This is a genomic window from Stenotrophomonas sp. SAU14A_NAIMI4_8, assembly GCF_003086695.1.
Classification (GTDB): Bacteria; Pseudomonadota; Gammaproteobacteria; order Xanthomonadales; family Xanthomonadaceae; genus Stenotrophomonas.
Window position 1 is genome coordinate 1,659,720 of sequence record NZ_CP025999.1, and the last position, 24,379, is coordinate 1,684,098.

Consider the following 24,379-nt stretch of genomic DNA (forward strand, 5'->3'; position numbering starts at 1 on the left):
CCCGGCGCTACCGATCGGGTCGTGGTGGGTAGCGCCGGGCCATGCCCGGCGAGCCCTGCGGCCAACGCTCAGAACCAGCGCTGGAACAGGTCGGCGGTGTAACCGACCAGCTGGCCGGAACTGAAACCGAAGAAGGCCACCGCCACCACGCCGCCAATCCAGTTGAACAGCATCAGCGCGCCATCGCGTTCCAGCAACGCCAGCGAAAACAGCAGCAGCTGGAACCCGAACAGGTAGTTGGTGAACGGGATCGGCAGCGACAGCAGCAGCCCCAGCAGGACCAGCAGCAGACCGGTGAAGGCGTGTGCCGGCGCTGGCGCCACACACTGCGGCATGCGCGGCTTCAGCATGCGGTCCAGCCGCCGCAGCGGCCGGTCGATGCGGTCCAGGAACCGGTGCATGGTGCCGCGGCGGGGCCCACGGCGGGCGATGAAGCCCGGCAGCCAGGGCTTGCGCATGCAGAACAGCATCTGCAGCCCGATCAGGATGACCAGCGGCCCGCTGACCGCGCCGCCCAGCCCCGGAATGGGGATGAAGGCCGGCAGGATGGCCACGAACAGGAATACGCCGAACGCGCTCTGCTGCAGGTCCTGCAGGATCTGGCCCAGCTTCATGTGCTGGGCCGGATCACCGAATTCGAACATCGCCAACAGGGTGCGGATGCCCTCGTTGCGATAGCTCGGGCGCTCGTCGCCCGCGCCGTGGCCTGGATCAGGCGGTGAGCTCATCGGCCTGCTCGTCCGACAGGGTGCGCAGCAGCAGCTTGTCCACGCGGGCACCGTCCAGGTCCACCACTTCAAAGCGCCAGCCGGCCCAGTCGAAATACTCGCCCGCATGCGGGATGCGGCCGAAGTAGTGGATGCACATGCCGGCCAGCGTGTAGTAATCGCCTTCCTCGGCATCGGGCAGCTCGTTGCTGCCGATCAGTTCGCGCAGGTCTTCGATCGGCAACGAGCCATCCACCAGCAGCGAGCCGTCTTCGCGGGTCACCACCAGCGCATCCTCGTCGGCGTTCTCCACCGCCTGCAGGCGGCCAACCACCGCGCCCATCAGGTCGCTGATGGTCACCAGGCCCTGGATTTCACCGTATTCGTCCACCACCAGCGCCATCGACTGCTGTTCCTCGCGGAAGATTTCCAGCAGCTTCATCGCATGGGTCGATTCGGACACATACAGCGCTTCGCGCAGGGTCTGGAACAGGGCGTTGTCGCCGCGTGCCATGCGGGTGGCCAGCGATTTCAGTTCCAGTACGCCGACCACGTCCTGGTCGTTGTCGCGGAACACCGGATAGCGCGAGAACTCGTGCTCGGCCATGATTTCCAGGTTGCGCTCCAGGCCGGCCTGGGTGTCCAGCCAGGCAATGCGGTTGCGCGGGGTCATCAGGCTGTCGGCGGTGCGGTCGCCCAGGCGCATCACGCGGTTCATCATGTCGCGCTCATGGGCGTCGATCACGCCGGCTTCGTGGCTTTCGGCCACCAGCATGCGGATTTCTTCTTCGGTGACCGAAGCGGCTTCGTCATTGCCCAGCCCCAGCACCTTCAGCACCAGCTGGGTGGTCTTGGACAGCAGCCAGACGAAGGGGAGCGCCAGCTTGGCCAGCCAGCTCATCGGCATGGCCACCAGGCCGGCGATGGACTCCGAACGGGTCAGTGCCAGGCGCTTGGGTACCAGTTCGCCGAAGATCAGCGTGATGAAGGTGATCAGGCTGACCGCCAGCACCGTGCCGATCTTGCCGGCGTAGGCAAAACCGGGCATCAGGCCCTGGATCCAGCCGGCGAACGCCTCGCCCAGCGCTTCACCGCCCAGGTAGCCGGTCAGCACGCCGATCACGGTGATGCCGATCTGCACGGTGGACAGGAAGCTTTCCGGCTTTTCGGACAGTTCCAGCGCCTTGGCCGCGCGCTTGGAGGTGCTGGCCATCTGCTTCAGGCGGCTCTTGCGCGAGGTCATGACCGACATCTCGGACATGGCGAAGAAGCCGTTCAGCAGAACAAGCGCGAAGACAATCAGGATCATTTCAAACACGGGCGTCGTCCCCGGTTGGTGGCAGGGAGGGCGGGTGCTTGCGGTGGCGGCTGGCGCTCAGGAACGGGGTCCGGCGCGGCGCGGGGGGATAAGGGTCGTCGTCCATAAGGTGCGCCCGGGGGCGCGCTGGCATCTTAGCAAAGGGGCGTGGCGGGATGGCAACTGCCTGTTCAGGTTGAGGGTTTTCCACCCCCGGAAGCGGGCGGGTATACCCGTGATGGTCATCTAGCCGTCATAATTCCCTCTGGTGCCGTCCTTCCCGCGACGGCTGACAGGTTTCTCAATGTTCTCTCTGCAGACCATTTTCGGTTCCGGCAAACAGTTCTACACCCTGCTTGATGAGGCTGCCGTCGCGGCCAACGATGCCGCCAAGGCGCTGCATTCCATGCTGCGCGAGGCCGACCGCCAGCCGGCGCTGGACGCCTTCAAGCTGGCCCGCCTGCGCGAGCGCGCGGCGTCGGACAAGATCAGCCAGGCGCTGGTGGACAGCTTCATGACCCCCATCGAGCGCGAAGACATCGAAGCGCTGGGCTCGGCCCTGTACAAGATTCCCAAGCAGATCGAGAAGTTCGCCGATCGCTATTCGCTGGCCACCACCCACCTGGAACACATCGACTTCGCGCCGCGCGCGGCGATGCTGGAACAGGCCGCTGGCGTGGTCGTGGAAATGGTGGCCGACCTGCGCCACATGAACCTGGACCGGATGACCGCGCTGAACGAGAAGCTGCGCTCGCTGGAAAACGAAGCCGACCGCCTGATGCTGGAGCTGTACCGCGACATCTACTCCGGTCGCCTGGACAACCTGCAGATGTTCCTGCTGAAGGAATTCTTCGAGATCCTGGAAAAGGCCATCGACCGTTGCCGCGAGGCCGGCGTGGTGGCGTACCAGATCGTGTTGAAGAACAGCTGACGGACGCCGCCGCATGTTGACCCTTGTCCTGGTGGTGATCCTGGCCGCGCTCGTCTTCGAGTTCATCAACGGCTTCCACGACACCGCCAATTCCATTGCCACCGTGGTGGCGACCAAGGTGCTCTCGCCCGGCTGGGCGGTGATGCTGGCCGCCTTCATGAACCTCATCGGCGCGCTGACCGGTACCGCGGTGGCGCTGACCATCGCCTCGGGCCTGCTCAACACCAACGTGGTCGATGTCACCCCGCAGGTGATCCTGTGCGCGCTGCTGGGCGGCATCATCTGGAACCTGATCACCTGGTGGAAGGGCCTGCCGTCCTCGTCCTCGCACGCCCTGATCGGCGGCCTGTGCGGTGCCGGCCTGGCGGCCGCCCACAACAACTGGGATGCGCTGATCTGGTCCGAGCGCCTGGGCAGCTGGGCGCAGAACAAGGGCCTGCTGTGGAAGGTCTTCGTGCCGATGATCACCTCGCCGATCGCCGGCTTCCTGCTGGGCATCGTGGTGATGGTGCTGCTGTGGGGCCTGATCGCCGGCCTGGCCAAGATCGGCGGTGCCATCGGCCGCCTGGCCCGTCCGCGCATCGTCAACGCGTTCTTCGGCAAGGCGCAGATCGCCTCGGCGGCCTACATGGGCTTCGCCCACGGCCACAACGACGCGCAGAAGACCATGGGCATCATCGCCATGACCCTGATCGGCGCTGAAGCCACCGGCGCGCTGGACAACTTGCCGTCGTGGCTGGCCTTCATGCACCCCGATGCCAGCGCCGGCGACGGCATTGCCATGTGGATCGTGCTGACCTGTGCGGTGGTGATGGCTGCCGGTACCGCCTCGGGCGGCTGGAAGATCATCAAGACCCTGGGCCACAAGATGGTGAAGCTGCACCCGATCCACGGCTTCGCCGCGGAGACCAGCTCGGCCACCATCCTGACCCTGGCCGCCCACTTCGGCATGCCGGTCTCGACCACCCACAGCATCTCCACCGCGATCATGGGCGTGGGCTTTGCCAAGAACCCGCGTTCGCTGAAGTTCGGCGTGATCGAACGCATCGTCTGGGCCTGGATCCTGACCATCCCGGCGGCCGGCGGCTGTGCGTACCTGATCCTGAAGCTGTTCGAGCTGGCCGGCTGGACCTGATGCCGGCAGCCCCGGGGTCAGAGCCCTTTCCCTGCGGGAAAAGGATCTGACCCCCGAAAACAAAGAAAGCCCGCCGGATTCCGGCGGGCTTTTTTCATGGGAGAAACCATTCCTCCACACCCATCGTGTCGACCAAGGTCGACACCTACCAAAGCAGGACCAGGATCAGAGCCCGTGCCGACCAACGGTCGGCACCCCCACCACCAGCAGACGGTCGACCATCCACCAACAGCGCCATGAACCCGTCAGCGGCGGGGTGGGGTGGGCAGGCGGGGGCGCAGAGCGCCATGGATGGCGCTCTACGAGGCACGCAGGAGCGGCTCTTGCCGTCCCCCGCCTGCCCACCCCATCCCGCCGCCCCCGAGATGCAGGCTTTTGCCGTTGCTGTTGCTGTTGCTGTTGCCGTTGCCTTCAGCGGGTGCCGGGCCGCAGGCCCGGCCTGCCACCCACCTCAGTTGCGCTGGAACAGGGCCTGCACATCGCGACGGAACGCGGCCTGGCTGTCCGCCCGGCTGTAGAACATATGCCCGCCCGGATAGCTGCGCACCTGCACCCGGTCCGGGTTGCTGCCCATCGCCGGCATCTGGTCCACCGTCAGGATCGAACCCATGAACGGGCACGACAGGTCGTTCCAGCCATGCACGATCAGCACCTGCAGGTGCGGGTCGATCGCCACCGCCTGGCGCAGCTGGGTCACCGCCCCCTGGCGCAGGTCGCCATTGCGGTCCCACAGCCGGTTCACCTCGTAGTTCAGTGCCTGGTAGCGCGCATCCACTTTCCAGCCCACCACGCGGGTCACGAAGTCGACCATGGCCGTGGTGGTCGGCGCGATGATGCTGTCAAGCAGCGGGTCGTTGGCGCGCTGCTCGGGATCATTCGGGAACGGATCGAACGCAGTCACGTTGGAATCGTAGCGGCTGCCCAGCGTGCCCTTGTCACGGAACACTTCGCGCAGGTACGCCTGCGTTTCCAGCCGCCCGCCGGCGCGGCGCACGAACTGCGGGTCCAGCCCGGTCAGCTCACTCACCCGGCGCAGCATCGCTTCGGTGGCCTGCGGATCGCTGCGGCCCTTCATCAGCGCGGTGGCATAGTCGCCGCGGGTGTATTCGACCACCTCGCGCATGGCCGCATCGGTCAGCTTGCCCTGCCGCTCCAGGTGCGCGGCGGCGATGGAGGGCAGGGTCTGCATCCACGCCATCGGCGAGACATCGGCGTTGTCTTCCAGGGTCGGGCTCAGGTAGGGCGACACCAGCACCAGGCCGTTCATCGCCACGCCCAGCCGGGTTTGCAGATAGTGGGTGATGCGCGGGCCGCGGTAGCCACCGTAGCTTTCACCGGTCAGGTACTTGCGCGAGGCCATGCGCTGGTTGCGCAGCAGCCAGTCGTAGATGGTGCGTGACAGGTATTCGACGTCGGCGCTGGGGGTGTACAGCTGCTTCTTCGCCTCGTCGTCGCCGATGCGCGCGCGGCTGAAGCCGGTGCCGACCGGATCGATGAACACCAGGTCGGTGAAGTCCAGCCAGGTGCCGGGATTGTCGTGCAGGGTGGCCGGTGCCGATGCACTGTCGCCTTCCGAACCGAAGGTGACCACCTTCGGGCCGATCGCACCCAGATTGAGGTAGACCGACGATGCGCCGGGACCGCCGTTGAGGGCGAAGGTGACCGGGCGGTCCTTGCCGGGCATCGTGTAGGCGGTGAACACCACGTCGGCAATCACCTTGCCCTTGTCATCGCGTACCGGCAGGGTGCCGACGCTGGCGGTGTAATCCAGCGTGCGGCCGCCCAGGCGCATGCTCTGCCGCACCGACGCATCGGCCGGCAGGGCCGCAGCTTCGGTGGCAGGGGCCTTGGTTTCGGCGGCGTCGGCAGCAGGCGCCGCCAGGGCGCTGGCAGGGGCAACAAGCAGGCCGACGCAGAGCGCGGCAGTGTGCAGCAGGAACTTCATGGCACCAGAGCGGTAGCGGAAGGGGACTGCGATGCTAGGTCGCCACGCCGCGTGCGGTATGTGTCCAAAGGCATGGCTTGCCCGCGCACGCCGTTGCGGCCAGGGTTGCGGCCAGATTAGGTCAAGCCGGTCGTGGCGCGCGGTCGTCGTCGGCCAGCAGGCCGTACACCACCGAATCGGCCAGTTCGCCCTGGATGCGCCAGCGCTGCCGCAGCAGGCCTTCGCGGGCGAAGCCCAGTCGTTCCAGCACGTGCGCCGAGGGCGCATTGCGCGGATCGAGCTCGGCTTCCACGCGATGCAGCCGCAGTGTCTGGAACAGGTAATCCAGCAGCCGCTGCAGGGCCTCATGCATGTAGCCCTGGCCCTGCTGCGCCGGTGCCAGCAGGTAGCCAATCTCGGCCCGCTGCGCATCACGGTCCAGCGCGAACACCACACAGATGCCCAGCAGCGGGCCATCGATCGATTCGCGCACGGCCAGCTTCAGCTGGGTGCCGGTGGCCTGTGCGGCAAGGTCATCGTCTATCTGCGCACGCGCTTCGGCCGGGCGGGTCCAGGCCGGGTGGTTCCACCAGCGCATCACCTCCGCATCGGACTGCAGGGCGTAGAGCGCGGCGGCGTCGTCGCGGCGGATCGGGCTCAGGACCAGGCGTGCGCTGTGCAGCGGCAGGCCCGGGAACAGCAGCGAGTGGCTGGGCAATACGGTGGTCCAAGCAGGTGGACGCGCATTATCGCGCTGCCGGCTTTGCCGATGGCGGCGGAAGGGCGGGGTCGGATCCCTGTCCAAAGGAAAGGGCGCTGACCCCATCGCCGGGAAGCTGGGGTCAGAGCCCGTTGCTGCGCAACCGGATCCGACCCCGCGCCAGGGTCAGGCTTCCAGCGAAGCCAGGTCGCCCTTGCTTTCCAGCCAGCCCTTGCGATCGCTCGCGCGCTTCTTGGCCAGCAGCATGTCCATCAGCGAGCGGGTCTGCTCGCCATCGTCCACGGTCAACTGCACCAACCGGCGCGTATCGGGGTGGATGGTGGATTCACGCAGCTGCGGCGGATTCATTTCACCCAGGCCCTTGAAGCGGGTCACGTTCACCGCGCCCTTGATCTTCTCGCGCTCGATCTTGTCCAGCATGGAACGCTTCTCTTCCTCGTCCAGCGCGTAGAACACCTGCTTGCCCACGTCGATGCGGAACAGGGGCGGCATCGCCACGAACACGTGGCCGGCATCGACCAGCGCCGGGAAGTGCTTCAGGAACAGTGCGGTCAGCAGGGTGGCGATGTGCAGGCCGTCGGAGTCGGCGTCGGCCAGGATCACCACCTTGCCGTAGCGCAGGCCGCTGATGTCATCCTTGCCCGGGTCACAGCCGATGGCGATGGCCAGGTTGTGCACTTCTTCCGAGGCCAGCACGCTGTTGGACGACACTTCCCAGGTGTTCAGGATCTTGCCGCGCAGCGGCATGATCGCCTGGAAATCCTTGTCGCGTGCCTGCTTGGCGCTGCCGCCTGCCGAATCACCTTCCACCAGGAACAGTTCGGTGCGCGACAGGTCCTGGCTGATGCAGTCGGCCAGCTTGCCGGGCAGGGCAGGGCCCTGGGTGACCTTCTTGCGCACCACCAGCTTTTCGGTTTTCAGGCGGGCACTGGCGCGTTCGATGGCGATCTGCGCGATCTTTTCGCCCAGCTCCACGTTCTGGTTCAGCAGCAGGCTGAAGGCATCGTGGGCGGCGCCTTCGACGAAGCCGGCGGCCTGGCGCGAGGACAGGCGTTCCTTGGTCTGGCCACTGAACTGCGGGTCGGTCATCTTCAGCGACAGCACGAAGGACACGCGGTCCCACACGTCTTCCGGGGCCAGCTTGACGCCGCGCGGCAGCAGGTTGCGGAAATCGCAGAACTCGCGCAGCGCCTCGGTCAGACCGGTACGCAGGCCGTTCACATGGGTGCCGTGCTGGGCGGTGGGAATCAGGTTGACGTAGCTTTCCTGCACCAGCTCACCTTCCGGCAGCCAGGCCACGGCCCAGTCCACCACTTCGGTGTCCTTCTTCAGGTTGCCCACGAACAGGTCGGCCGGCAGCGATTCGCGCTCGCCCAGTTCCAGCTTCAGGTAATCGCGCAGGCCGTCTTCGTAGTACCAGGTGTCGACTTCGCCGGTGGCCTCGTCGGTCAGCTTCACGGTCAGGCCCGGGCACAGCACGGCCTTGGCGCGCAGCAGGTGCTTGAGCGCACGCACGGCGAACTTGGGCGTGTCGAAATACTTCGGGTCGGGCCAGAAGCGCACGCGGGTACCGGTGTTCTTCTTGCCCACCGTGCCGACCACTTCCAGCGGGGTGGCGCGGTCGCCGTTGCGGAAGGTGATGCGGTGCTCGGCGCCTTCGCGCTTGATGTGCACTTCCACCAGGGTGGACAGCGCGTTGACCACGCTCACGCCCACGCCGTGCAGGCCGCCGGAGAAGGTGTAGTTGTTGTTGCTGAACTTGCCGCCCGCATGCAGGCGGGTCAGGATCAGCTCCACGCCGGGAATCTTTTCTTCCGGGTGGATGTCCACCGGCATGCCGCGGCCGTCATCGCTGACTTCCACGCTGCCATCCTTGTACAGGGTGATCTCGATGGAGCGGGCATGGCCGGCCAGCGCCTCGTCCACCGAGTTGTCGATCACTTCCTGCGCCAGATGGTTCGGGCGCGCGGTGTCGGTATACATGCCAGGACGGCGCTTGACCGGGTCAAGGCCGGACAGGACTTCAATATCGGCGGCGTTATAGCGGGCGTTCATCTATGTTCGGAAGCTTGGAGCGACGCGCAAGTGTGCGGTCTGGAACGCGATTTTGCACGCCTGCGGTTCAGCCTCGGCCGCCGCAAGGGGGTAAAATGGGCATCGCTGGAATCCAGACGCCGGCACCCCCATGTCGAAGCGATACCGCGAGGAGGACTCCATGAAGAAGTTGCTGACCATTGCGATCCTGGCCGCCGCCGCCGTTGCCGTGCCCCTGGTGATGGCGCAGAACGCCGGCCAGCCGGCCCCGCAGCAGAACGACCAGGCCGACAAGGCTGCGCAGTCCGAAGCCGATGCCAAGGCCAAGCGCCGGGCCCAGGCCAATGCCGAAATGAAGGCCAAGGGCCAGCCCGCCCCGCAGCAGGAAGAAGAAGAGGAAGCGCGGAAGAAGCGTTAAGGCTTCCGCGCCCAAGGCCCTTGGTACAAGGGTTCTGTTCCTGAACGCCCCGCATTGCGGGGCGTTTTCTTTTGCCCTTGCCGCCATCTGCCCCTTGGGTTGGCGGCCCTCTATCTGTAAACTATGGCTTTCCGGGAGTAAGTGCGTGTCCACCCTTTGCGAATGGGCTGGAAGGGCCAGGTCTGGCCTCCAGCAATGCGGGTCGCAGGTGACGGTCAAAATGGCCGGCACGGCCGCCCCGACCTCGCACGAAGGTTCCCGCCCGGCGCCAGCCGCCGGCCAGGTCCGCGCCTCCCTCGCTGTCCCAGCGAACCGGAAAACCCCCTCTCTGCACCCTGTCTGCCCCCCGGGCAGGCGTGGTGCTGCCGTTTTCCATTTCCAGACAGGATGCTTGCAGCCATGACTCCCTTGATTTTCGTAACCGGCGGCGTGGTGTCCTCGCTCGGCAAAGGCATTGCCGCTGCGTCGCTGGCCGCCATTCTTGAAGCGCGTGGCCTGAAGGTCACGATGATGAAGCTCGACCCGTACATCAACGTGGACCCGGGCACGATGAGCCCGTTCCAGCACGGCGAGGTCTACGTCACCGACGATGGCGCCGAGACCGACCTCGACCTGGGCCATTACGAGCGTTTCGTGCGCACCCGCCTGAGCCGCAAGAACTCGGTCACCACCGGTCGCATCTACGAGAACGTGATCCGCAAGGAGCGCCGCGGCGACTACCTGGGCGCGACCGTGCAGGTCATTCCGCACATCACCGACGAGATCCGTCGCTGCATCGACGAAGCCACCGAGGGTTACGACGTGGCCCTGGTCGAGATCGGCGGCACGGTCGGCGACATCGAATCGCTGCCGTTCCTGGAGGCCATCCGCCAGGTGCGCACCGAGCGTGGCCCGGAGAAGGCCCTGTTCATGCACCTCACCTTGGTGCCCTACATCGGCGCCGCCGGTGAGCTGAAGACCAAGCCGACCCAGCATTCGGTGAAGGAACTGCGCTCGATCGGCATCCAGCCGGACGTGCTGCTGTGCCGTTCCGAGCAGGCGGTGCCCGATTCGGAGCGCCGCAAGATCGCCCAGTTCACCAACGTCTCCGAACGCGCCGTCATCAGCGTGCCGGACGTGGACGTGCTCTACCGCATTCCCTCGGGCCTGCACGCGCAGGGCCTGGACGAGATCGTGGTGAACCAGCTGAAGCTGGCCGACAAGGCCGGCCCGGTGGACCTGTCGATGTGGGAAGACGCCGTCGATGCCACCCTGCACCCGCTGGACGAAGTGACCATCGCCGTGGTCGGCAAGTACGTCGACCACCAGGACGCCTACAAGTCGGTGGGTGAAGCGCTCAAGCATGGTGGCCTGCGCCAGCGCACCAAGGTCAACCTGAAGTGGCTGGAAGCGCAGGACCTGGAAGGCACCGACATGGCCGCCCTGGCCGACGTCGATGGCATCCTGGTGCCGGGCGGCTTCGGTGACCGTGGCTTCGAAGGCAAGGTGCTGACCTCGCAGTTCGCGCGCCAGAACAGCGTGCCGTACTTCGGCATCTGCTACGGCATGCAGGCCGCGGTGGTCGATTACGCGCGCCACGTGCTGGGCCTGGAGCGGGCCAACAGCACCGAGAACGACCGCCAGTCGCCGGACCCGGTGATCGGCCTGATCACCGAATGGCGCACCGCCACCGGTGATGTCGAAAAGCGCGACGACAAGAGCGACCTGGGCGGCACCATGCGCCTGGGCCTGCAGGAACAGCGCCTGAAGCCGGGCACCCTGGCCCGCGACCTGTACGGCAAGGACGTGGTGGCCGAGCGCCATCGCCATCGCTACGAGTTCAACAACCGCTACCGCACCCAGCTGGAAGATGCCGGCCTGGTGATCTCCGGCAAGTCGATGGACGACACCCTGGTGGAAGTGGTGGAGCTGCCGCGCGATGCGCACCCGTGGTTCCTGGCCTGCCAGGCGCACCCGGAATTCCTGTCCACGCCGCGCGACGGCCACCCGCTGTTCATCGGCTTCATCCGTGCCGCGCGTGAGCGCAAGGCTGGCGGCGCACTGCTGGCCGAAGCCCGCGCCTGACTTGTGAATGGGGGTTGCGGCCCCCATCCTGCATGCTTCAACCCCAGCGCGCTGGCTTGTACGGCGCGCGGACCAACAAGGAAACGCCATGAAACTGTGTGGATTCGAGGTTGGGCTGGACCAGCCCCTGTTCCTGATCGCTGGACCCTGCGTGATCGAGTCGATGCAGCTGCAGCTCGATACCGCCGGCAAGCTGAAGGAGATCACCGACAAGCTTGGCGTCAACTTCATCTTCAAGTCGAGCTTCGACAAGGCCAACCGTACCTCGGGCACCGCCTTCCGCGGCCCGGGCATGGAAGAGGGCCTGAAGGTGCTGGCCGAAGTGAAGAAGCAGATCGGCGTGCCGGTGCTGACCGACGTGCATGAATACACCCCGATGGACGAAGTGGCCTCGGTGGTGGACGTGCTGCAGACCCCGGCATTCCTGGTCCGCCAGACCGATTTCATCCGCAAGGTGTGCGCCGCCGGCAAGCCGGTCAACATCAAGAAGGGCCAGTTCCTGGCGCCGTGGGACATGAAGCCGGTCGTTGAGAAGGCCAAGTCCACCGGCAACGAGCAGATCATGGTCTGCGAGCGTGGCGCCAGCTTCGGCTACAACAACCTGGTCAGCGACATGCGTTCGCTGGCGGTGATGCGCGACACCGGCTGCCCGGTGGTGTTCGACGCCACCCATTCGGTGCAGCTGCCGGGCGGGCAGGGCACCAGTTCCGGTGGCCAGCGTGAACACGTGCCGGTGCTGGCGCGCGCTGCCGTGGCGGTGGGCATTTCCGGCCTGTTCGCCGAAACCCATCCGGACCCGTCCAAGGCGCTGTCCGACGGTCCCAATGCGTGGCCGCTGGACCAGATGGAAGCCCTGCTCGAGACCCTGATGGAGCTCGATGCGGTGACCAAGAAGCACGGTTTCTCGCGCTTCGCGTGAGTCTGGACCCGTGGGCGGCGCTGGAAGCCCAGCGTCGCCGGCGGCAGTGGCCGTGGGGCTGGGTGGCCGTGGCCTTCGGCGTGCTGATGTGGGCGGCGCTGGCCTATGCCGTGCTGCTGGCGGCGGGAAGCATGCGCATGCCCGGCGACGGTGCCGCGCCGCGCTGGCAGCACACGATGGCCTGGGCCTGCCTGAACACGGCGGCCGTGTCGTGCGTGGCGAGCGCGGTCACTACCGTGCTGGGCTGGCGCCTGCGTCGTGCGCGTGGCGCGGCCATGCTGGCAGGCCTGCTGTTGCTTGCCATGGCGCTGCTGCTGGGCGGGGTCGTGCTGGCCCAGCTGTGATCCTCACCCGGGCGGGGAGCCCATTCACTTCATGAATCCAACGTCTTCCGCGCCCGCTTCGCGCCGGCCGTGGCCCTGGGGCCTGTGTGCGCTCGGCCTGGCCGTGCTGGCCTGGGCGGCCCTGGGCGCAGGCCTGCTGGTGTTTCTGTCGGCCATCGGTTCACCTGGCGATGGCAGCCATGCGCTGGAATCGGTGCAGGTGGCCCTGTTTGCGGCCATCGGCGTGCTGGCAGTGTCCGCGCTGGGCAGTGGAATCGCTTCGGTGCTGGCCTGGCGCCTGCAGCGTGGGCGCAGCATGGCCGCGGTGGCGGCGTTGCTGCTGGCCCTGCTGGGCATGATCGTGGCCGTGCCGATGCTGGCGCAGGGCCAGGATCCGGTCGTGATCGGCGACACCATTTGGCAAGCGGCGGGCAGCCGGGGATAATCACGCGGCATTCGTTTTGTCGCCTCCTCTCCTTACAGGTAACCGGCCCGACCATGAGTACGATCCGCAGCATCCACGCCCGTGAAATCCTCGACAGCCGTGGCAACCCCACGCTGGAAGCCGAAGTCATCCTGGAGGACGGTTCGTTCGGTCGTGCCGCAGTCCCCTCCGGCGCCTCGACCGGCACCAAGGAAGCGGTGGAGCTGCGTGACGGCGACAAGACCCGTTACCTGGGCAAGGGCGTGCGCAAGGCCGTCGACAACGTCAATGGCGCCATCGCCAATGCGCTGAAGGGCTTTGAAGCCACCGACCAGGCCGGCCTGGACCGTCGCCTGATCGATCTGGATGGCACCGAGAACAAGGGCCGCCTGGGCGCCAACGCGCTGCTGGGTGTTTCCATGGCCGCCGCGCACGCTGCCGCCGCTTCCAGCAAGCAGGCGCTGTGGCAGTACCTGGCCGGCAAGACCGGCGCCACCCCGTCGCTGCCGGTGCCGATGATGAACATCATCAATGGCGGTGCGCATGCCGACAACAACGTCGATTTCCAGGAATTCATGGTGCTGCCGGTCGGCTTCGCCTCGTTCTCCGAAGCGCTGCGCGCCGGCACCGAAATCTTCCATTCGCTGAAGTCGGTGCTGAAGGGCCACGGCCTGAGCACCGCCGTGGGCGACGAAGGCGGCTTCGCGCCGGACTTCCGCAGCAACGTCGAAGCGCTGGACACCATCCTGGAAGCCATCGGCAAGGCCGGCTACACCGCCGGTGAAGACGTGCTGCTGGGCCTGGACGTGGCCTCCAGCGAATTCTTCGAAAACGGCAAGTACAACCTGGTGGGCGAGAACAAGCGCCTGACCTCCGAGCAGTTCGTCGACTTCCTGGCCGACTGGGCCGCGCAGTACCCGATCATCACGATTGAAGATGGCCTGGCCGAGAACGACTGGGCCGGCTGGAAGCTGCTGACCGACCGCATCGGCAAGCAGGTGCAGCTGGTGGGTGACGATCTGTTCGTCACCAATCCGCGCATCTTCCAGGAAGGCATCGATTCGGGCACCGCCAACGCGATCCTGATCAAGGTCAACCAGATCGGTACGCTCAGCGAAACTCTGGAAGCGATCGCCATGGCCGACCGTGCCGGCTACGCCGCGGTGGTCTCGCACCGTTCGGGCGAAACCGAAGACACCACCATCGCCGATATCTCCGTTGCCACCACCGCGACCCAGATCAAGACCGGTTCGCTGTGCCGCAGCGATCGCGTGGCCAAGTACAACCAGCTGCTGCGCATCGAGGAAGCCCTCGGTGCCGGCGCGCGTTACGCCGGTCGTGACGCGTTCGTTTCGCTGAAGCGCTGAGCCCATGCGCGATTGGCGCTGGCTGCTGCTGGTGCTGGCCCTGCTGCTGGCATGGCTGCAGTACCGTTTCTGGTTCGGCCCGGGCAATTCGGGTGAAGTGATGATGCTCGAAGCCCAGGTCGCCAACCAGGAACGGGACAACGAAGGTCTGCAGCAGCGCAACGATGCGCTGGCTGCCGAAGTGAAGGACCTGAAGGAAGGCCAGGCCGCCATCGAAGAACGTGCGCGCAGCGAGCTGGGCATGATCAAGCCCGGCGAGAAGTTCTACCGCGTGGTGGAGGATGCTGCCTCGCGTCCGCCGGCGGCTGCGCCGGTGGCTGCACAGACCGGCGACCACGCGGCGGACGTGCCATGAGCGCGGCCATCTGGGTGGTGGTGCCAGCGGCGGGCCGCGGCACCCGCTTCGGCGCGCCGCTGCCCAAGCAGTACCTGCAGGCAGGCGGCAGGATCCTGCTGGCCCACACCCTGGATGCGCTGCTGCCGCATCCGGCGGTGGCCGGTGTGATGGTCGTGCTGGGCCCGGACGATGCCGACTGGCCGGGCTGGACCGAGTTCGCGGGCAAGCCGGTGCTGACCTGCATCGGCGGCGCCACCCGCGCCGCGTCGGTGCTGGCCGGACTGCAGGCGTTGCCCGACAGCGTGCGCGCCGATGAATTCGTGCTGGTGCACGATGCCGCGCGCCCGAACCTGTCGCCGGCCGATCTGGGCCGGCTGCTGGAAGTGGGGCGTGCCGACCCGGTCGGCGCCATCCTGGCCGCGCCGGTGCGCGACACCTTGAAGCGTGCCGGCGACGATGGTGGCATCGATGCCACCGAGCCGCGCGCACGCCTGTGGCGCGCGCTGACCCCGCAGCTGTTCCGCCGCCACCAGCTGGCCCGCGCGCTGGCCGATGCCGCCGCTGCCGATGTCGAGGTGACCGACGAGGCCATGGCGATGGAGCGCCAGGGCCACCGCCCGCTGCTGGTGGAAGGCAGCGAGGACAACTTCAAGATCACCACGCCGGCCGACCTTGACCGTTTCGAATTCGTACTTTCCCGCCGCGCCGGTTGAGTGACCGCGCGGCCCTGCTGCAAGGGTTGCATCCATGAGCACCGCTCCGTTCCCGCCCGTCCGTATCGGCCAGGGCTATGACGTCCATGCCTTCGGTGAAGGCGACCACATCATGCTTGGCGGCGTGAACGTGCCGCACAGCTGCGGCGTGCTGGCCCACAGCGATGGCGACGTGATCCTGCACGCGCTGTGCGATGCGATGCTGGGCGCGCTTGCGCTGGGCGATATCGGCCAGCACTTCCCGCCCAGTGACGACCGCTGGAAGGGCGCCGACAGCAGCGACTTCGTGCGCCACTGCGACAGCCTGCTGCGCGAGCGCGGCTGGCGGGTCGGCAACACCGACATCACCGTCATCTGCGAGCGCCCCAAGGTCGGTCCGCATGCGCTGGCCATGCGTGAGCGCATCGGCGGCCTGTTGCAGCTGCCGCTGGACGCGGTCAGCGTGAAGGCCACCACCTCGGAGAAGCTGGGCTTCACCGGGCGTGGCGAAGGCATCGCCGCGCAGGCGGTGGTGCTGCTGGTGGCCGCATGATTCCGGTGCCGTTGGCGTTCGGTGCGCCGTTGCTGCGCGCCCGCATCCGCAGCACGCCGGAAGATTTCCAGGTGGACGAACTGCCGGCCTTCGAGGCCACCGGCGAGGGCGAGCACCTGCTGCTGCACATCCGCAAGCGCGGCGCCAACACGGTGCATGTGGCCAAGCTGCTGGCGGCGTGGGCCGGTCTGCCGGAAATGGCGGTCAGCTATGCCGGCATGAAGGACCGCCACGCGGTCACCACCCAGCGCTTCAGCGTGCACCTGCCCAAGCGGGTGGCGCCTGACCTGGCCACACTGGCCAGCGACGAGATCGAAGTGATCGACGCCACCTGGCACAACCGCAAACTGCAGCGGGGCGCGCTGGCCGGCAATCGCTTCAAGCTGGTCCTGCGCGATGTGCAGGGCGATGCCGCCGCGATCAGCGAACGCCTGCAGCAGATCGCCAGCCGTGGCCTGCCCAACTGGTTCGGCGAACAGCGCTTTGGTCGCGACGGTGGCAACGTGCCGGCGGCCCTGGCCATGTTCGGCGGCCGCCGCATGCGCAAGGACCAGCGGTCGCTGCTGCTGTCGGCTGCCCGTTCGGCGCTGTTCAACCGGGTGCTGGCTGCCCGGGTGGAGCAGGGCAGCTGGGATCAGCCGCTGCAGGGTGAGGTGTGGATGCTTGATGGCAGCCGCAGCGTGTTCGGTCCGGAGCCGTACACCGATGCGTTGGCTGATCGCCTGGCACGGTTCGACATCCATCCCAGCGCGCCGTTGTGGGGCGAGGGCGAGCTGCGCAGTACCGATGCCGCGCGCGCGCTGGAACTGGGTGCGCTGGACGATGAGGAGTCCAAGGCGCTGCGCGCAGGGCTGGAAGATGCGCGCCTGAAGCAGGAACGGCGCGCGTTGCGCCTGCGCCCGGCGTTGCTGCAGCACCAGTGGCTGGCCGATGACGTGCTCGAACTTTCCTTTGCGCTGCCGCCGGGCTGCTACGCCACGGCGGTACTGCATGAGCTGGGTCCGGTAGAGGACGCCTCGCAGGAGTGAAGGCCCGGCGGTGCGGCGCATCCACGCATGGCGTGGATCTACTGCCGCATCGCCCCCCTCATGATCCCGGTAGATCCACGCCATGCGTGGATGCATGCACCAGTAGATCCACGCCACGCGTGGATGCACGCACCAGTAGATCCACGCCACGCGTGGATGCATGCACCAGTAGATCCACGCCACGCGTGGATGCACGCACCAGTAGATCCACGCCATGCGTGGATGCATGCACCAGTAGATCCACGCCACGCGTGGATGAATGCCTCACCGCCGCGCCAACAACACCAGCACCGCGCCGGTGCCGCCCTGGCCGGCCGGCGCCGAATGAAACGCCAGCACATCGTTGCGCAGCCGCAACAGGCGGTCCACCAGGTTCTTCAATACCGGCGCGCCGCCGTCAGACTGCAGCCCCTTGCCGTGGATGATGCGCACGCAGCCGAACTCATGCGCATGCGCTTCCAGCAGGAACTGGCGCAGCAGCACTTCGGCCTGCGCGGCAGTCGCGCCGTGCAGGTCCAGTTCGTCCTGCACCGAATACTGGCCGCGCTTGAGCCGCTGGAACATGCGCGGCGGCAGCGTGTCACGCCGGTAGCTGGCGGTATCGCCCGCCTCCAGCGGGCTGCTGTCGCGCAGCAGCCGGGCGAACTCCCCGGCCGCTTCCTGCTCGTCGCGTTCGGCCATGCGGGCACGCGGTTTCGGCCGTGGCGCGGCCGGCGCCGGTTCGGCATCCTTGCGCAGCGGGGTGACTTCGCCGATGGCCGCGCGGAACAGCGCGGCGGGGTCTTCATCTTCTGGGTGCGACATGTGCACAGGGTAAACCGCCGGTGATGCGGTGCCTACGGCATTTCAAGCGCGTTCGTGACCGTCGGCAGGGTAGGACCCGCGCCCCGCTTGCGGCACAATAGTGGGCGCACTTGCGAGATCGCCGGTTCCCGAGGGGGCGGCTGCCGGTCCCGCCCACGCGGCAAGGTGATGGAATCGAATTCTTGGAAAATCAAGCGGTTGAATCGAACATGCGCATCCTGGTCAGCAACGACGACGGCGTAGACGCTGCAGGCATCCGGATGCTGGCACAGGTGCTGCGCGACGCCGGGCATGAAGTCACGGTGGTTGCCCCCGACCGCGACCGGTCTGGTGCCAGCAATTCATTGACGCTGGATCTGCCGATCCGGCTCAAGCGCATCGACCACTACACCGTCTCGGTGGCGGGTACGCCCACCGACTGCGTGCATCTGGCGCTGACCGGCCTGCTCGAGTTCGAACCGGATATCGTCGTGTCGGGCATCAACAACGCCGCCAACCTCGGCGACGATGTCATCTACTCCGGCACGGTCTCGGCGGCCATGGAAGGGCGGTTCCTGGGCCTGCCGGCAGTGGCGGTCTCGCTGGTCAGCCGCAACCATGACCCGAAGCATTTCGAAACCGCCGCGCGTGCGGCGGTGGAGATCGTGGCCCGGCTGAAGGCCGACCCGCTGCCGGCCGACACCATTCTGAACGTGAACGTGCCTGACCTGCCGTGGGGCGAGGTGAAGGGCTTCGAAGTGACCCGCCTGGGCAACCGCCACCGCGCCGAAGGCTGCATCGCGCAGAAAGATCCGCGCGGCAACGAGGTGTACTGGATCGGTCCGGCCGGTCGCGAGCAGGACTCCGGTCCCGGTACCGATTTCCACGCGGTGCGCACCGGCCATATTTCGATCACCCCCATCCAGGTCGACCTGACCCGCTACCAGGCGCTGGAGAAGGTGGCCAGCTGGGTCGGTGGCCTGAGCGCCGCGCTGGACCAGCCGGCATGAGCCCGCGCCTGCGCCTGCAGCCGGAAGCCGTGGGGATCGGCATGACTTCGCAGCGCGTGCGCGACCGCCTGGTCGATCGCCTGCGCGAGGCCGGCATTGCTGACGAGGCCACGCTCAATGCCATCCGCATCGTGCCGCGCCATCTGTTCATCGATGAAGCCCTGGCCTCGCGTGCCTATGAGGACACCGCGCTGCCGATCGGCCATGGCCAGACCATTTCCCAGCCCTGGGTGGTGGCGCGGATGACCGAAGCGGTGCTGCAGGTTGCACCGAAGACGGTGCTGGAAGTGGGCACCGGCTCGGGCTACCAGGCCGCCGTACTCGGCGCGGTGGGGCTTGAGGTCTACACGGTCGAACGCATCGGCGATCTGCTGCGGCAGGCGCGCAAGCGCTTCCGCGCGCTGGGCATGAACATCCGCACCAAGCATGACGACGGCCGGGTGGGCTGGGCCGAGCACGGCCCGTACGACGCCGTGGTGGTCACCGCGGCCGCACCGGCGCTGGTCGATGCGCTGGTCGAGCAGTTGGCCGTGGGGGGCCGCCTGGTGGCGCCGGTCGGCGGCCCTGGCGGGCAATCGCTGGTACAGCTGGATCGCAAGGCCGACGGCAGCATTGAACAACGCGTGCTGGCGCCGGTCACCTTCGTGCCGCTGCTGTCCGGCATGCTCGACTGAATCCAGGGAGCAGGGTTGCATGAAGATTTTCGGGCCGCTGTACGAGCGGGCGATGAAATGGGCGGCGCACGAGCGCGCGCCGACCTATCTGACCGTCTTGAGTTTCTTCGAAGCCATCATCTTCCCGGTCATGCCGGAAGTGATGCTGGCGCCGATGTGCGTGGCCCAGCCCAAGCGCGGCTGGTGGTTCGCCACCCTCAGCCTGGCCGGCTCGATGGTGGGCGCAGTGATCGGTTACGCCCTGGGTCACTACGCCTTCGAGGCGGTGAAGCCCCTGTTCGAGATGCTGGGCATGCTGCCGGCCATTGAAGATGGCATCGCCACGGTGCAGGCCAAGATGGCCGAGTCGCCCTGGGCGGTGTTCACCTTCCTGGTGCTGGGAGGCTTCATGCCCATCCCGATGAAGGTCTTCACGTGGGCATCGGGTATCGTCGGTGTGCCCATGCCGCAGTATCTGTTGAGCATGCTGATCGGTCGCGGCAAGCGTGTGTACGTTCTGGCCGCCGTGATCCGCATTGGCGGCCCGCGCGCGGAAGCCGCGCTGCGGCGCTGGATTGAACCGCTGGGCTGGATCGCCACCGCGTTGGTGGTGGTGCTGGTTGCCTGGCTTGTATGGAGGTCGAAGTTCGCATGAATGCAAATGGTCTGGGCAAGGGCGTGCGCATCGGCGCGCTGGCATTGCTGGTTTCCTCGCTGGCTGCCTGTGGCACCGCCACGGTGGTCCGCCCCGGTGGCAGCGGCGCTGCGGCCAGTACGCCCAAGACCTCGGTGCCCAAGCCGGGGCAGACCGTGGTCGTGCGCAAGGGCGACACCATCTACGCACTCGCGCGCATCCACGACATCACCCCGGCCGACCTGATTGCCTGGAACCGCCTGGATAACCCGTCGCAGATCTACCCGGGGCAGGTCATCCGGTTGTATCCGCAGGGTGCCGGCAGCGGCCGTGCACCCACCACGGTGGTCACCGCGCCGCGTCCGGCCACCGGCAGTGGCAGCACGCCTTCGACGGCGCCGAGCACCGCGCCGGCTACACCGGTGAAGAGCAGCATTGCCTGGCGCTGGCCGGCCGACGGTGCGGTCGTGGGGCGCTATGTGGCGGGCGATGCCACCAAGCAGGGCGTCGACATTGCAGGCAGCAGCGGCGCCCCGGTACGCGCATCGGCCAACGGCGTGGTGGTGTACTCCGGCGCAGGCCTGGTGGGCTACGGCGAGCTGATCATCATCAAGCACAGCGACCAGTGGCTGTCGGCCTATGGTCACAACCGCAAGCGCCTGGTGAACGAAGGGCAGAACGTGAAGGCCGGCGAGCAGATCGCGGAAATGGGCCGCACCGGTGCGAACCGCGACATGCTGCACTTCGAGATTCGTTACAACGGCAAGCCGGTCGACCCGCAGCAGTATCTGCCGGCGCGCTAGCGCAGGCAGATACGGGTAGCGCCGGGCCATGCCCGGCGGCTCTTCGCGCCCACACGAAAGTGCAGGCAGATACGGGTAGCGCCGGGCCATGCCCGGCGGCTCATTGCGCCCACACGAAAACGCCCGAGCATCGGCTCGGGCGCTGTGGGTATCGCGATCTGATCCGGGCTACGCCCGGCGGCTGCCGCGTCAACCTTCCAGGATGAAGGCTGCGGCGACCTTGCGGCCTTCGCCGGCAAGAATATTGAATGTGCGCGCGGCGGCCGGATTGTTCATCACTTCCAGGCCGATGCCGCGCGACAGGCAGGCGGCCATCACCACGGCCGGCGGGAATACCTGGCGATCGCCGGTACCCAGCACGATCAGCGCCGGGCTCAGGGCCAGAATCGGTTCCAGGTCGGCCACCTGCAGATCGGCGGCGCGCACTACCGGCCAGTTCGTTGCCAACTGTTCAGGCGTCAGGAAGAAGCTGCTGGACAGCGACTGGTCGTTCACCCGCGCCGAGCGGCCATCGGCCGCGCGCAGGCTGTATGCGTAATCAGGCGGTTCGTGGTTCAGCTGCATGGGGCAGGGCGGTCAGCCGCGCGGAAGCACGATCTGCCGCTGTTCCTTGCTCGGGCGGTAGAGCACGGCCACGTGGCCGATACGCTGCACCAGCGCGGCTTCGGTCGCTTCGACGATCTCGCCGATCATCACGTCGCGGGCGTCGCGATCTTCAGCGGCCACCTTCACTTTCACCAGTTCGTGGCGCTCCAGCACCTCGTTCAGCTCGGCGATGAACGCGGGCGTGATGCCCTTGCCGCCGGTCTGCAGCAGTGCCTTCAGATCGTGGGCTTGGCCGCGCAGGAAACGGGTCTGGGAAGCGGTCAGGGCGATGGGCATGCAGAAAACACGGTTGAATGGGGTGATCAGGGTATCATGACGACCCCGTAACCCCCTATTTCCAATGGCTACCCGCAGCAAAAGCAGCCAGCGCTGGCTCAAGGAACACTTCTCCGACCCCTTCGTGAAGAAGGCGCAGGCCGAAGGCATGCGCTCGCGTGCCGCCTACAAGCTCGAAGAGCTGCTCGAACGTGACCGGCTGCTGAAGCCGCACATGGTCGTGGTCGATCTCGGCGCCGCCCCGGGCGGCTGGTCTCAGCAGGTGCGGAGACAGATTGGCGACACCGGCCGCGTGCTGGCCCTGGACATCCTGGACATGCCGCCGTTGGCCGGGGTGGAGTTCCTTCACGGTGACTTCAGGGAAGAAACCGTCCTATCGCAGTTCGAGGCCATGCTGGGCGATCAGCCGGTAGACCTTGTGCTGTCGGACATGGCCCCCAATAAGAGTGGTGTAGGCGCGGTCGACCAGCCGCGGATGATGCACCTGGCAGAGCTGGCCCTGGATTTCGCCGACAACCACCTCAAGACCGGTGGGGCGTTCCTGATCAAGCTGTTCCAGGGCGAAGGCTTCGATGACTACGTGCGTGAAATGCGCCGTCGGTACGACAAGGTCTCCATCCGCAAGCCGGAAGCCTCGCGCAAGCGTTCCCCCGAGGTCTACGCCTTGGGTCAGGGAAAACGCGCCCACATGAAGTAAGCTCGACCCGTAAGCTCGACCCCAACGCAATGCCCGCACTGAAAGAGGAACGCTGGAGCCAATGAGGATGAACGACTTGACCAAGAACCTCCTGCTATGGGTGGTCGTCGCCGTCGTGCTGATGGTGGTCTTCCAGAGCTTCTCGCCCAAGTCCTCCGGGGCCGGGGCGCAGGCCACATCGTATTCGCAGTTCCTGGACCAGGTGGACAGCGGCAACGTGCAGAAGGTCACCTTCGGTGGCGATTCGCGCGGCCTGACCAACGAAATCACCTACACCACCCGTGGCGGCCAGACCGGCACGGTGTCGGCACCGGCTGATCGCGACCTGATCAACGTGCTGCGTACCAAGAACGTGGACATCGTGCAGGAACAGCCGTCCAGCGGCATTTCCTTCGCGGCCATCCTGATGAACTTCCTGCCGGTCATCCTGATCATCGGCTTCTGGCTGTTCATCATGCGCCAGATGCAGGGCGGTGGCGGTGGTGCCAAGGGCGCCATGTCCTTCGGCAAGTCGCGCGCCAAGCTGCAGGGCGAAGACCAGATCAAGGTCACCTTCGCCGACGTTGCTGGCTGCGATGAAGCCAAGGAAGAAGTGGGCGAGCTCGTCGACTTCCTGCGTGATCCGTCCAAGTTCACCAAGCTGGGCGGCAAGATTCCGCGCGGCGTGCTGATGGTCGGTCCGCCCGGTACCGGCAAGACGCTGCTGGCCAAGGCCATCGCCGGCGAAGCCAAGGTGCCGTTCTTCTCGATCTCCGGTTCGGATTTCGTGGAAATGTTCGTCGGCGTCGGCGCCAGCCGCGTGCGGGACATGTTCGAGCAGGCCAAGAAGCACGCCCCCTGCATCATCTTCATCGATGAAATCGACGCCGTCGGTCGCCACCGTGGCGCCGGCCTGGGCGGCGGTCATGACGAGCGCGAGCAGACCCTGAACCAGCTGCTGGTCGAGATGGACGGTTTCGAAGGTGGCGAAGGCGTGATCGTGATCGCCGCGACCAACCGTCCGGACGTGCTGGACCCGGCGCTGCTGCGCCCGGGCCGTTTCGACCGCCAGGTCGTGGTCGGCCTGCCGGACGTGAAGGGCCGCGAGCACATCCTGAAGGTGCACATGCGCAAGCTGCCGCTGGCCGATGACGTCGAGCCGATGGTGATCGCGCGCGGTACCCCGGGCTTCTCCGGTGCCGACCTGGCCAACCTGTGCAACGAAGCGGCCCTGTTCGCCGCGCGCGGCAACGAGAAGGAAGTCCGCATGGACCACTTCGACCGTGCCCGCGACAAGATCCTGATGGGTGCCGAGCGCCGCTCGATGGCCATGAGCGAGGAAGAGAAGACCCTTACCGCGTACCACGAAGCCGGCCACGCCATCGTCGGTCGCCTGGTGCCCGAGCATGATCCGGTCTACAAGGTCACCATCATTCCGCGCGGCCGTGCGCTGGGTGTGACCATGTATCTGCCGGAAGGCGACCGCTATTCGATGAACCGCGTGGCGATCAAATCGCAGCTGTGCTCGCTGTACGGTGGTCGCGTGGCCGAGGAGTTGATCTTCGGTGCCGACAAGGTCACCACCGGTGCCTCCAACGACATCGAGCGCGCCACCAAGATGGCCCGCAACATGGTCACCAAGTGGGGCCTGTCCGACCAGCTCGGCCCGATCGCCTATGGCGAAGAGGACGACGAAGTGTTCCTGGGCCGTTCGGTCACCCAGCACAAGAGCGTGTCCAACGACACCGCGCGCCGCATCGACGAGGAAGTGCGCAACATCCTCGACGAGGCCTACGCGCGTACCACCGAGCTGATGACGGCCAACCTGGACAAGCTGCACGCGATGTCGCAGCTGCTGCTGCAGTACGAAACCATCGACGCGCCGCAGATCGACGCGATCATGGAAGGCCGCGATCCGCCGCCGCCGATGGGCTGGAACAAGTCCAACAAGGATGGTGGCAGCAACGACAAGGGCGGCGACGCCCGTCCGCTGCCGCCGATCGCCGGCCCGGCCGAGTCGCACTGACGGCCTGCCAATGCTGATCGCAGACGAGGCCGGGGCAA

At 66.7% G+C, this 24,379-nt stretch carries 26 protein-coding genes; 18 read left to right on the plus strand and 8 right to left on the minus strand.

All coding sequences use genetic code 11. From position 1 onward, the window contains the following. Window positions 1–68: 68 nt before the first annotated feature. Both C1930_RS07715 and C1930_RS07720 read right to left on the minus strand, forming a co-directional pair. Window positions 69–728, minus strand: coding sequence for an exopolysaccharide biosynthesis protein (locus C1930_RS07715; RefSeq protein ID WP_108752728.1), 660 nt, complete (start codon window positions 726–728; stop codon window positions 69–71). Continuing rightward, window positions 712–2,016, minus strand: a complete 1,305-nt coding sequence (locus tag C1930_RS07720) for a hemolysin family protein (RefSeq protein ID WP_108771435.1) — start codon at window positions 2,014–2,016, stop codon at window positions 712–714. The genes C1930_RS07715 and C1930_RS07720 overlap by 17 nt, the downstream gene beginning before the upstream one ends. A gap of 292 nt (window positions 2,017–2,308) precedes the next feature. On the opposite strand from C1930_RS07720, the gene C1930_RS07725 reads away from it, so the two are divergent. Both C1930_RS07725 and C1930_RS07730 read left to right on the plus strand, forming a co-directional pair. After that, window positions 2,309–2,935 (plus strand): DUF47 family protein, encoded by a 627-nt coding sequence (locus C1930_RS07725; RefSeq protein ID WP_079221423.1) that lies wholly within the window; start codon window positions 2,309–2,311, stop codon window positions 2,933–2,935. Between the two features lie 13 nt (window positions 2,936–2,948). Next, on the plus strand, window positions 2,949–4,070 hold the full coding sequence (locus C1930_RS07730; RefSeq protein WP_108752730.1) for an inorganic phosphate transporter: 1,122 nt from the start codon (window positions 2,949–2,951) through the stop codon (window positions 4,068–4,070). A 451-nt stretch (window positions 4,071–4,521) separates the two neighbouring features. On the opposite strand, the gene C1930_RS07735 is transcribed toward C1930_RS07730, so the two are convergent. From C1930_RS07735 to parE, 3 genes are all read right to left on the minus strand, one after another. Then, window positions 4,522–6,015 (minus strand): S10 family peptidase, encoded by a 1,494-nt coding sequence (locus tag C1930_RS07735; RefSeq protein WP_108755891.1) that lies wholly within the window; start codon window positions 6,013–6,015, stop codon window positions 4,522–4,524. A 121-nt stretch (window positions 6,016–6,136) separates the two neighbouring features. Continuing rightward, window positions 6,137–6,712: a GNAT family protein gene (locus C1930_RS07740; RefSeq protein WP_108752732.1), complete on the minus strand. Its 576-nt coding sequence runs from the start codon at window positions 6,710–6,712 to the stop codon at window positions 6,137–6,139. A gap of 168 nt (window positions 6,713–6,880) precedes the next feature. Next, window positions 6,881–8,770, minus strand: a complete 1,890-nt coding sequence (gene parE / locus C1930_RS07745; RefSeq protein WP_108749221.1) for a DNA topoisomerase IV subunit B — start codon at window positions 8,768–8,770, stop codon at window positions 6,881–6,883. A gap of 160 nt (window positions 8,771–8,930) precedes the next feature. On the opposite strand from parE, the gene C1930_RS07750 reads away from it, so the two are divergent. The 10 genes from C1930_RS07750 to truD all read left to right on the plus strand — a co-directional run bounded on the left by C1930_RS07750 (window position 8,931) and on the right by truD (window position 16,874). Then, window positions 8,931–9,167: a hypothetical protein gene (locus C1930_RS07750; RefSeq protein WP_108771436.1), complete on the plus strand. Its 237-nt coding sequence runs from the start codon at window positions 8,931–8,933 to the stop codon at window positions 9,165–9,167. A gap of 399 nt (window positions 9,168–9,566) precedes the next feature. Beyond that, window positions 9,567–11,231, plus strand: a complete 1,665-nt coding sequence (locus tag C1930_RS07755; protein WP_108771437.1) for a CTP synthase — start codon at window positions 9,567–9,569, stop codon at window positions 11,229–11,231. A gap of 88 nt (window positions 11,232–11,319) precedes the next feature. Next, entirely contained in the window at window positions 11,320–12,150 is an 831-nt protein-coding gene (kdsA, locus tag C1930_RS07760) for a 3-deoxy-8-phosphooctulonate synthase (RefSeq protein WP_108749223.1), read from the plus strand. Continuing rightward, on the plus strand, window positions 12,147–12,494 hold the full coding sequence (locus tag C1930_RS07765; RefSeq protein ID WP_108771438.1) for a hypothetical protein: 348 nt from the start codon (window positions 12,147–12,149) through the stop codon (window positions 12,492–12,494). Before kdsA ends, C1930_RS07765 begins: the two co-directional genes overlap by 4 nt. A gap of 31 nt (window positions 12,495–12,525) precedes the next feature. Further along, window positions 12,526–12,918 (plus strand): hypothetical protein, encoded by a 393-nt coding sequence (locus C1930_RS07770; protein ID WP_199912415.1) that lies wholly within the window; start codon window positions 12,526–12,528, stop codon window positions 12,916–12,918. A gap of 53 nt (window positions 12,919–12,971) precedes the next feature. Continuing rightward, window positions 12,972–14,264 (plus strand): phosphopyruvate hydratase, encoded by a 1,293-nt coding sequence (gene eno / locus C1930_RS07775; protein ID WP_108771439.1) that lies wholly within the window; start codon window positions 12,972–12,974, stop codon window positions 14,262–14,264. Window positions 14,265–14,268: 4 nt separating this feature from the next. Beyond that, window positions 14,269–14,619, plus strand: coding sequence for a cell division protein FtsB (ftsB, locus tag C1930_RS07780; protein ID WP_108749227.1), 351 nt, complete (start codon window positions 14,269–14,271; stop codon window positions 14,617–14,619). Next, window positions 14,616–15,314 carry a 2-C-methyl-D-erythritol 4-phosphate cytidylyltransferase gene (gene ispD, locus C1930_RS07785; RefSeq protein ID WP_108771440.1) on the plus strand — a complete coding sequence of 233 codons (699 nt, stop codon included), beginning with the start codon at window positions 14,616–14,618 and terminating at the stop codon, window positions 15,312–15,314. Before ftsB ends, ispD begins: the two co-directional genes overlap by 4 nt. A gap of 34 nt (window positions 15,315–15,348) precedes the next feature. Then, window positions 15,349–15,846 carry a 2-C-methyl-D-erythritol 2,4-cyclodiphosphate synthase gene (gene ispF / locus C1930_RS07790; protein WP_005409005.1) on the plus strand — a complete coding sequence of 166 codons (498 nt, stop codon included), beginning with the start codon at window positions 15,349–15,351 and terminating at the stop codon, window positions 15,844–15,846. Beyond that, window positions 15,843–16,874 (plus strand): tRNA pseudouridine(13) synthase TruD, encoded by a 1,032-nt coding sequence (gene truD / locus C1930_RS07795; protein ID WP_108755895.1) that lies wholly within the window; start codon window positions 15,843–15,845, stop codon window positions 16,872–16,874. The genes ispF and truD overlap by 4 nt, the downstream gene beginning before the upstream one ends. Before the next feature lie 264 nt (window positions 16,875–17,138). Here truD and C1930_RS07800 read toward each other — a convergent pair whose 3' ends face one another. Continuing rightward, window positions 17,139–17,678, minus strand: a complete 540-nt coding sequence (locus C1930_RS07800; protein WP_108755896.1) for a Smr/MutS family protein — start codon at window positions 17,676–17,678, stop codon at window positions 17,139–17,141. Between the two features lie 209 nt (window positions 17,679–17,887). Here C1930_RS07800 and surE point away from each other — a divergent pair, with 209 nt between their 5' ends. The 4 genes from surE to C1930_RS07820 are packed head-to-tail and all read left to right on the plus strand — an operon-like array spanning window position 17,888 to window position 20,757. Continuing rightward, window positions 17,888–18,667 (plus strand): 5'/3'-nucleotidase SurE, encoded by a 780-nt coding sequence (gene surE, locus C1930_RS07805; RefSeq protein ID WP_108752741.1) that lies wholly within the window; start codon window positions 17,888–17,890, stop codon window positions 18,665–18,667. After that, a complete protein-coding gene (locus C1930_RS07810; protein ID WP_108752742.1) occupies window positions 18,664–19,341 on the plus strand; it encodes a protein-L-isoaspartate(D-aspartate) O-methyltransferase in 678 nt (225 codons plus the stop codon). The genes surE and C1930_RS07810 overlap by 4 nt, the downstream gene beginning before the upstream one ends. 19 nt (window positions 19,342–19,360) lie before the next feature. Continuing rightward, entirely contained in the window at window positions 19,361–19,975 is a 615-nt protein-coding gene (locus C1930_RS07815) for a YqaA family protein (protein ID WP_108752743.1), read from the plus strand. After that, window positions 19,972–20,757, plus strand: a complete 786-nt coding sequence (locus C1930_RS07820; RefSeq protein WP_108752744.1) for a peptidoglycan DD-metalloendopeptidase family protein — start codon at window positions 19,972–19,974, stop codon at window positions 20,755–20,757. Before C1930_RS07815 ends, C1930_RS07820 begins: the two co-directional genes overlap by 4 nt. Window positions 20,758–20,946: 189 nt before the next feature. Here C1930_RS07820 and C1930_RS07825 read toward each other — a convergent pair whose 3' ends face one another. Further along, window positions 20,947–21,321: an Mth938-like domain-containing protein gene (locus tag C1930_RS07825; RefSeq protein WP_108755897.1), complete on the minus strand. Its 375-nt coding sequence runs from the start codon at window positions 21,319–21,321 to the stop codon at window positions 20,947–20,949. Window positions 21,322–21,333: 12 nt separating this feature from the next. Further along, window positions 21,334–21,639: a ribosome assembly RNA-binding protein YhbY gene (gene yhbY, locus C1930_RS07830; protein ID WP_108752746.1), complete on the minus strand. Its 306-nt coding sequence runs from the start codon at window positions 21,637–21,639 to the stop codon at window positions 21,334–21,336. Between the two features lie 64 nt (window positions 21,640–21,703). Here yhbY and rlmE point away from each other — a divergent pair, with 64 nt between their 5' ends. After that, a complete protein-coding gene (gene rlmE / locus C1930_RS07835; RefSeq protein WP_008265654.1) occupies window positions 21,704–22,336 on the plus strand; it encodes a 23S rRNA (uridine(2552)-2'-O)-methyltransferase RlmE in 633 nt (210 codons plus the stop codon). Window positions 22,337–22,403: 67 nt separating this feature from the next. Beyond that, the gene (ftsH, locus tag C1930_RS07840; RefSeq protein WP_164271596.1) at window positions 22,404–24,341 is read left to right on the plus strand and encodes an ATP-dependent zinc metalloprotease FtsH; all 1,938 of its coding nucleotides are present in this window, start codon (window positions 22,404–22,406) and stop codon (window positions 24,339–24,341) included. Window positions 24,342–24,379: the final 38 nt, after the last annotated feature.

Bases quoted from the DNA above. Each gene is read 5' to 3' on its own strand.
- rlmE (WP_008265654.1), top strand. From the start codon at position 21,704: ATGGCTACCCGCAGCAAAAGCAGCCAGCGCTGGCTCAAGGAACACTTC.
- C1930_RS07825 (WP_108755897.1), bottom strand. From the start codon at position 21,321: ATGCAGCTGAACCACGAACCGCCTGATTACGCATACAGCCTGCGCGCG.
- kdsA (WP_108749223.1), top strand. From the start codon at position 11,320: ATGAAACTGTGTGGATTCGAGGTTGGGCTGGACCAGCCCCTGTTCCTG.
- ftsB (WP_108749227.1), top strand. From the start codon at position 14,269: ATGCGCGATTGGCGCTGGCTGCTGCTGGTGCTGGCCCTGCTGCTGGCA.
- C1930_RS07820 (WP_108752744.1), top strand. From the start codon at position 19,972: ATGAATGCAAATGGTCTGGGCAAGGGCGTGCGCATCGGCGCGCTGGCA.
- C1930_RS07715 (WP_108752728.1), bottom strand. From the start codon at position 728: ATGAGCTCACCGCCTGATCCAGGCCACGGCGCGGGCGACGAGCGCCCG.
- ftsH (WP_164271596.1), top strand. From the start codon at position 22,404: ATGAACGACTTGACCAAGAACCTCCTGCTATGGGTGGTCGTCGCCGTC.
- surE (WP_108752741.1), top strand. From the start codon at position 17,888: ATGCGCATCCTGGTCAGCAACGACGACGGCGTAGACGCTGCAGGCATC.
- eno (WP_108771439.1), top strand. From the start codon at position 12,972: ATGAGTACGATCCGCAGCATCCACGCCCGTGAAATCCTCGACAGCCGT.
- yhbY (WP_108752746.1), bottom strand. From the start codon at position 21,639: ATGCCCATCGCCCTGACCGCTTCCCAGACCCGTTTCCTGCGCGGCCAA.
- C1930_RS07770 (WP_199912415.1), top strand. From the start codon at position 12,526: ATGAATCCAACGTCTTCCGCGCCCGCTTCGCGCCGGCCGTGGCCCTGG.
- C1930_RS07730 (WP_108752730.1), top strand. From the start codon at position 2,949: ATGTTGACCCTTGTCCTGGTGGTGATCCTGGCCGCGCTCGTCTTCGAG.
- C1930_RS07800 (WP_108755896.1), bottom strand. From the start codon at position 17,678: ATGTCGCACCCAGAAGATGAAGACCCCGCCGCGCTGTTCCGCGCGGCC.
- C1930_RS07725 (WP_079221423.1), top strand. From the start codon at position 2,309: ATGTTCTCTCTGCAGACCATTTTCGGTTCCGGCAAACAGTTCTACACC.
- C1930_RS07720 (WP_108771435.1), bottom strand. From the start codon at position 2,016: ATGATCCTGATTGTCTTCGCGCTTGTTCTGCTGAACGGCTTCTTCGCC.
- C1930_RS07755 (WP_108771437.1), top strand. From the start codon at position 9,567: ATGACTCCCTTGATTTTCGTAACCGGCGGCGTGGTGTCCTCGCTCGGC.
- C1930_RS07815 (WP_108752743.1), top strand. From the start codon at position 19,361: ATGAAGATTTTCGGGCCGCTGTACGAGCGGGCGATGAAATGGGCGGCG.
- ispF (WP_005409005.1), top strand. From the start codon at position 15,349: ATGAGCACCGCTCCGTTCCCGCCCGTCCGTATCGGCCAGGGCTATGAC.
- ispD (WP_108771440.1), top strand. From the start codon at position 14,616: ATGAGCGCGGCCATCTGGGTGGTGGTGCCAGCGGCGGGCCGCGGCACC.
- C1930_RS07750 (WP_108771436.1), top strand. From the start codon at position 8,931: ATGAAGAAGTTGCTGACCATTGCGATCCTGGCCGCCGCCGCCGTTGCC.
- parE (WP_108749221.1), bottom strand. From the start codon at position 8,770: ATGAACGCCCGCTATAACGCCGCCGATATTGAAGTCCTGTCCGGCCTT.
- C1930_RS07810 (WP_108752742.1), top strand. From the start codon at position 18,664: ATGAGCCCGCGCCTGCGCCTGCAGCCGGAAGCCGTGGGGATCGGCATG.
- truD (WP_108755895.1), top strand. From the start codon at position 15,843: ATGATTCCGGTGCCGTTGGCGTTCGGTGCGCCGTTGCTGCGCGCCCGC.
- C1930_RS07735 (WP_108755891.1), bottom strand. From the start codon at position 6,015: ATGAAGTTCCTGCTGCACACTGCCGCGCTCTGCGTCGGCCTGCTTGTT.